Annotated in this window: 7 protein-coding genes; 2 read left to right on the top strand and 5 right to left on the bottom strand. The window is 48.5% G+C overall.

Annotated features, from left to right (window positions below):
• Positions 1–191: 191 nt before the first annotated feature.
• From AC4GL5_RS18185 to AC4GL5_RS18200, 4 genes are all read right to left on the bottom strand, one after another.
• Positions 192–932 (bottom strand): RNA methyltransferase, encoded by a 741-nt coding sequence (locus tag AC4GL5_RS18185; protein ID WP_490384223.1) that lies wholly within the window; start codon positions 930–932, stop codon positions 192–194.
• A gap of 163 nt (positions 933–1,095) precedes the next feature.
• On the bottom strand, positions 1,096–2,742 hold the full coding sequence (gene groL, locus AC4GL5_RS18190) for a chaperonin GroEL (protein WP_490384224.1): 1,647 nt from the start codon (positions 2,740–2,742) through the stop codon (positions 1,096–1,098).
• 61 nt (positions 2,743–2,803) lie between these two features.
• Entirely contained in the window at positions 2,804–3,097 is a 294-nt protein-coding gene (locus tag AC4GL5_RS18195; RefSeq protein ID WP_490384225.1) for a co-chaperone GroES, read from the bottom strand.
• 152 nt (positions 3,098–3,249) lie between these two features.
• Positions 3,250–3,744 carry an FxsA family protein gene (locus AC4GL5_RS18200; protein WP_490384226.1) on the bottom strand — a complete coding sequence of 165 codons (495 nt, stop codon included), beginning with the start codon at positions 3,742–3,744 and terminating at the stop codon, positions 3,250–3,252.
• Positions 3,745–3,965: 221 nt separating this feature from the next.
• Here AC4GL5_RS18200 and AC4GL5_RS18205 point away from each other — a divergent pair, with 221 nt between their 5' ends.
• The gene (locus AC4GL5_RS18205; protein ID WP_490384227.1) at positions 3,966–4,727 is read left to right on the top strand and encodes an SDR family oxidoreductase; all 762 of its coding nucleotides are present in this window, start codon (positions 3,966–3,968) and stop codon (positions 4,725–4,727) included.
• Positions 4,728–4,807: 80 nt separating this feature from the next.
• Here the strand turns inward: AC4GL5_RS18205 and AC4GL5_RS18210 are convergent, their stop codons facing one another.
• Positions 4,808–5,149: a ComEA family DNA-binding protein gene (locus tag AC4GL5_RS18210; RefSeq protein WP_490384228.1), complete on the bottom strand. Its 342-nt coding sequence runs from the start codon at positions 5,147–5,149 to the stop codon at positions 4,808–4,810.
• A gap of 206 nt (positions 5,150–5,355) precedes the next feature.
• Between AC4GL5_RS18210 and pyrF the strand changes: the two genes are divergently transcribed.
• Complete coding sequence (gene pyrF / locus AC4GL5_RS18215; RefSeq protein ID WP_490384229.1) at positions 5,356–6,069, top strand: orotidine-5'-phosphate decarboxylase; 714 nt, start codon at positions 5,356–5,358, stop codon at positions 6,067–6,069.
• Positions 6,070–6,161: the final 92 nt, after the last annotated feature.

Genomic DNA, 6,161 nt, shown 5'->3' on the forward strand with positions numbered 1-6,161 from the left:
TCTGGCTTTTTGAGATGCCGTGCTCACGGCTGAGTTGTGTGGCTGGAGTGCCATTAAGGCACTTCTGAGCCAGAGCTATTTTGAGTGAGCGGCTGTACTTCGCCATAAAAAGCCCCCCAATGTTGGGTGTCCAACTATTGGGGGTCACTTCATACGTTTCTGACGCCCGGGTGTTTTTATTAGGGGGATAATTACTTGGTTGAGCTCTGTCTGCGCTGCCAGTCCTCCTCGGACTCCAGGCGGGTCAGAATACCCTGTAAAAGGCTCAGTTCTGCTTTCTCAGGTAGGTTACGCTGGAAGTAGGCTCTCAGCTTGCCCAGTGTCACATCCTTGGGTTTGCCCTTAAAATAGCCCGCATCATCCAGGCGCTCTTCCATGCGCTCCAGAAAGAACTTCATCTCTTTAGCGCTCGGCAGCTCGATCTCTTTTTTCACTGGTTCAAAGTGTGTCAGGCTTTTCTGGTAAAGCTCATAAGCGATGATCTGCACGGCAGACGCCATATTCAGAATCGAATAGTCCGGATTGGCTGGAATAAAGACGTGTTTGTTGCACAGCTCGTACTCTTCGGCCGTCAGTCCGCTGCGTTCACGACCAAAGACGATAGCAATCTCTTCATCCTCAGGTGTTTCCCGGGTAAAAACAGCACATTCCGGTGGTGTCATCGCGGGAACCTGATGGGAACGGGGGCGGGCACTGGTCGCGATAACATGCTCGCAGTCACCAACTGCCTCTTCCAGTGTTTCACAGAGCACGACCTTATCGAGAATATCTTCTGCTCCGGCGGCCATGGTGTTGGCATCTTCATGGGGGAACTGATTAGGTGAAACCAGATATAGACGATCCAGACCCATCACTTTCATTGCCCGGGCGGCAGAGCCGATGTTGCCGGGGTGATAAGTATTAACCAGAACAATGCGGATTTTTTCGAGCATAAAGATACCGTGATGCTGACAAGGAAGAGAAAAATCAAAGCGGCAAGGATACCGTAAACAAGCTTGAACCGCAGGCACAAAAAAGCCCTGCAGACATTGTCTGCAGGGCTTTGTATCGGCAGCCTGCTTTACAGAGACGCAGGCTGGGATAGCAGGGGGCTGATCACATCATGCCGCCCATGCCACCCATACCGCCCATGCCACCCATATCAGGCACGCCGCCAGCACCTTTCTCTTCCGGTGCATCAGCAACCATCGCTTCAGTGGTGATCATCAGACCCGCAACAGAAGCCGCTGCCTGCAGAGAAGAACGGGTTACTTTAGCTGGATCCAGAATACCCATCTCGATCATGTCGCCGTATTCACCGGTCGCCGCGTTGTAGCCGTAGTTGCCTTCGCCAGCGCGAACGTTGGCTACAACAACAGAACCTTCTTCACCAGCGTTGGTTACGATCTGACGCAGAGGTGCTTCCATTGCACGGAATGCCAGCTCGATACCCACGTTCTGATCGTGGTTGTCACCCTGAATCTCTTTAACTTTCGCCAGAGCACGGATCAGTGCAACACCACCACCAGGAACCACGCCTTCTTCTACGGCAGCACGGGTTGCGTGCAGAGCATCTTCAACGCGGTCTTTCTTCTCTTTCATTTCCATTTCAGAAGCGGCACCAACTTTGATAACGGCTACACCGCCAGCCAGTTTAGCAACACGCTCCTGCAGTTTTTCTTTGTCGTAATCAGAAGATGTTTCTTCGATTTGGGCGCGGATCTGAGATACGCGAGCGTCGATAGCCGCAGCTTCACCAACACCATCAATGATGGTGGTGTTCTCTTTGCTCATGGTGATGCGCTTGGCGCTACCCAGGTGCTCAAGAGTCGCCGCTTCCAGGTTCAGGCCAACTTCTTCAGAGATTACAGTACCGCCGGTCAGGATTGCGATATCTTCCAGCATCGCCTTACGACGATCACCAAAGCCAGGCGCTTTAGTTGCAGCAACTTTAACGATACCGCGCATAGAGTTAACAACCAGTGTTGCCAGTGCTTCGCCTTCGATATCTTCAGCGATGATCACCAGAGGCTTACCTGCTTTAGCCGTTGCTTCCAGAACCGGCAGCAGCTCACGGATGTTAGAGATTTTCTTGTCAACCAGCAGCAGTAGCGGATCATCCAGCTCTACAGCCATTTTTTCCTGGTTGTTTACGAAGTATGGAGACAGGTAGCCACGGTCGAACTGCATACCTTCAACAACTTCCAGCTCGTCGTCGAAACCACGGCCTTCGTCTACAGTGATTACGCCTTCTTTGCCCACTTTAGCCATCGCTTCAGCGATGATGTTACCAACAGTGGTGTCAGAGTTTGCAGAGATAGTACCGACCTGTGCGATCGCTTTGTTGTCTGCACAAGGCACAGCCAGCTCTTTCAGCTCAGCAACAACAGCCTGAGTCGCTTTGTCGATACCGCGCTTCAGATCCATTGGGTTCATGCCAGCAGCAACAGACTTCAGGCCTTCAGTAACGATAGACTGAGCCAGAACCGTTGCCGTAGTGGTACCGTCACCAGCAACATCATTTGCTTTGGACGCCACTTCTTTAACCATCTGTGCGCCCATATTTTCGAACTTGTCTTTCAGTTCGATCTCTTTAGCAACAGAAACACCATCTTTAGTGATGGTTGGCGCACCGAAAGACTTCTCCAGAACGACGTTACGACCTTTTGGGCCCAAGGTTGCTTTAACGGCGTCTGCCAGTACGTTTACGCCTTCCAGCATGCGCTGACGGGCTTCGATACCAAATAATACGTCTTTTGCCATGGTAAAAATCTCGCTTAAAAATAGGTTTAAATCAGTTTGAATTCAGAGTCGGAAAGACAGATCAGTTTTCCAGCACTGCATAAATTTCGCTTTCGCTCATGATCAGCAGTTCTTCACCATCGATTTTAACGGTGTTATTGCCAGCGAACTGACCGAACAGAACGGTGTCACCTACTTTTACGCTCATTGCTTGAACGTCACCATTGTTCAGTACACGGCCATTACCTACAGCGACAACTTCACCTTGGTTAGGCTTTTCAGCTGCAGAACCTGGCAGAACAATACCGCTTGCAGTAGTGGTCTCTTCTTCCTGACGACGGATTACAACGCGGTCGTGTAAAGGACGGATGCTCATTCTCAATTTACTCCTAAAACTAAAAGATCTTTGTCTTTCAATCTTTAAAAGAACGGGCTGGGCCCGATGTTTTTGTAATGCTCCAAGGGAGCTCAAAAGATATGTCCTTTATGTGGGGGACATACTTTTGCAATTCAATGGCTTAGGGAAAATTATTTTTTCTCTTCGTATTCACCTTCGATTACATCGCCTGATTTCGGCTTGTCAGGCTGCTCTGGTCGCTGATGAGTTGATTCCCAGTGGTTCTGCTCAGGCTTTTGCCTCTGGTTTTGATTGTTCGTCTGATGGATAGGGTTAACGCTGATATTTTTCAAGACCTGGCTTAAAAGAAAATGGCGGCTACCGGGCAAAATACAAATAAAGCCCAAAGCATCAGTCACAAAACCCGGTGTTAGCAGCAGCGCTCCACCTACTGCTAAAACAATTCCTTCTGCCATTTCTCTGGCAGGAATTTGCCCCTGATTCAGCTTCCAGTTGGCACGGTTAAGCATTGCAATTCCCTGTTGCTTCAGGAGCGCAATGCCGATTACAGCTGTCAGAATGACCAGAGCGATAGTTGGCAGTGCACCGATCTGTTGACCGACCTTAATCAGAACCACCATTTCGATTAATGGCACTGTAATAAACAAGAGCAAAAATTTATTCATAATTCATTTCCTGATTGGCTGAGGAAGATATAGGGACGGCTAATTCGGTTTTCAATGCTGTTCTATGACACTAGCCTTCATTTTTAATGATACTGCGGATGCGAAATCCAGGGTTCGCAACTGCAAAAAAATGGGTTATATTGCGATGCACAATATATAAAACAACTGTCAAAACATAGCGTATTGACGCCAATGTCATGTGAGAAGCCCAGGGGGTCGTGATGGATTTGCAGGATAAAGTAGTTGTAATTACTGGTGGTGGTCAGGGTTTGGGTCGTCAAATGGCTCTGCGTCTGGCGACTAAAGGAGCAAAACTGGCTTTGGTTGACCTGAACCAGGAAAAGCTGGATGAAACTGCTGATCTGGTTAAAGAAGCCGGTTCTGAAGCGAAAACTTACATCGCAAATGTTGCCAAAGAAGCTGAAGTAGAAGCCACGTTCAGTAAGATTGCTACTGATTTTGGTCGTCTTGATGTGCTGGTTAACAATGCGGGTATTACCCGTGATGGTCTGTTTATCAAAGCCAAAGAAGGCCAGGTTCAGCAGAAGATGAGCCTGGAGCAGTGGCAGCAGGTTATTGATGTTAACCTGACCGGTGTATTCCTTTGTGCCCGTGAAGCTGCATGCCAGATGATCGAACGCGATATTCAGGGCGTTATCATCAATATTTCCAGTATTTCCCGTTCCGGTAACCTGGGTCAGACAAACTACACCGCAGCTAAAGCGGGTGTTGCTAATATGGCGGTAACCTGGGCTAAAGAATTGTCCCGTTACGGTATTCGTGTTGGTGCGATCGCTCCTGGCTTTATCGAAACCGATATGACTGCTGGCATGAAGCCGGAAGCTCTTGAGAAAGTATGCTCCGTGATCCCGATGAAGCGTCTTGGTAAGCCAGATGAGATTGCTCACTCTGTTGAGTACATCATTGAAAATGACTACTTCACTGGTCGTGTGATTGAGTGTGACGGTGGTCTGCGCATCTAATTGCCATTACTGTCAGCATAAAAAAGGAAGGCCGAGGCCTTCCTTTTTTATTGTCTGTTAGTAATTTTAATTCGCTCTGGTTAGTACGCTAATCTGCCTTTATTCTGCTCCAAAGTTCTCAGGCTAATGCCTTTTACCTGAGTTAACGCTTCGATGCTTTTAAAGTCACCATGCTGTGTTCTGAAGTCGAGAATACGCTGAGCTTTAGCCGGGCCTATTCCTTTCAGGTTTTGCAGTTCACTTAAACCTGCTGAATTGATATTCACAATTTGCAGTTGGTTTTCTGCAGCCGCTATTTGCGAAGTCTCTGGTGAAGGTGAATTTTCGTTAGTCTGCGCTTTCAACTGAGGACTTAAGACTAATGTGAGAGCGATAACTAAACTGCTGATAAGGGTCGTTAAAAACGGTTTTTGAGTTGTCATAGCAACATCCTTTGTTGAGTAAATTTCCTTGGTTTACCTATTAACCGTAGTAAATATATGGATAGGTGCACGATAGACTTTGGTTTGATCCTTACTGTGAAATGTTTCTTTGGGCATGGATTTCAGAATCAGTGGATAAATTTGTCCTGTACCCTTCTAAGTGAGGCTTTATAATGTGCCCGCACTCACAGCTGAGGAAAATACTGATGTCCCAATTTGTTGAAAATCCGATCATTGTTGCGCTGGACTACCCTAATGCTGAGCAGGCATTGGCGTTTGTGGATCAGCTTGAGCCGGGACGTTGCCAGCTGAAAGTGGGTAAGGAGTTATTCACCCGTTCAGGCCCTTCTATTATCGAAGCCCTGACTAAACGTGGTTTTAAAGTTTTTCTGGATCTGAAGTTTCACGATATTCCTAACACGACGGCACAAGCGGTATTGGCCGCTGCTGACAGCGGGGCCTGGATGGTTAATGTCCATGCCTGTGGTGGTCGTCCGATGATGGAAGAATCCCTGAAACGTTTGCGCGGTGCTGGTCACGATACCCTGCTGATCGCGGTAACCGTTCTGACCAGCATGAATGAGCAGCAACTGCGTGAAACCGGTATCAATGCGACCCCGGCCGAACAAGTGATGCATCTGGCGTCACTGACAGAGCAATCCGGCCTTCATGGCGTGGTGTGTTCTGCTCAGGAAGCGGTGATGCTGCGTGAAGCACTGCCAAGAAGTTTTCAGCTGGTGACACCGGGTATTCGCCCATCATTTGCTGAGAAGGGTGACCAGCAGCGTATTGTGACACCGAAGCAAGCTCTGATTGATGGTAGTGACTATTTAGTTATTGGTCGACCGATCACTCAGGCGGAAGACCCGATGCAGGCCCTGGCCATGATTGAGATGGAAATTGCCTCTGCGAGAGCTTGAGGCCTAATCGTGATAAAAAAGCGCACCTTTGGGTGCGCTTCAGACTGCTGACGAACCCCGGTTATTTTTGATCGGGGTTTGTTTTTTAAGAG

It is taken from the genome of Oceanospirillum sp. (assembly GCF_982874595.1).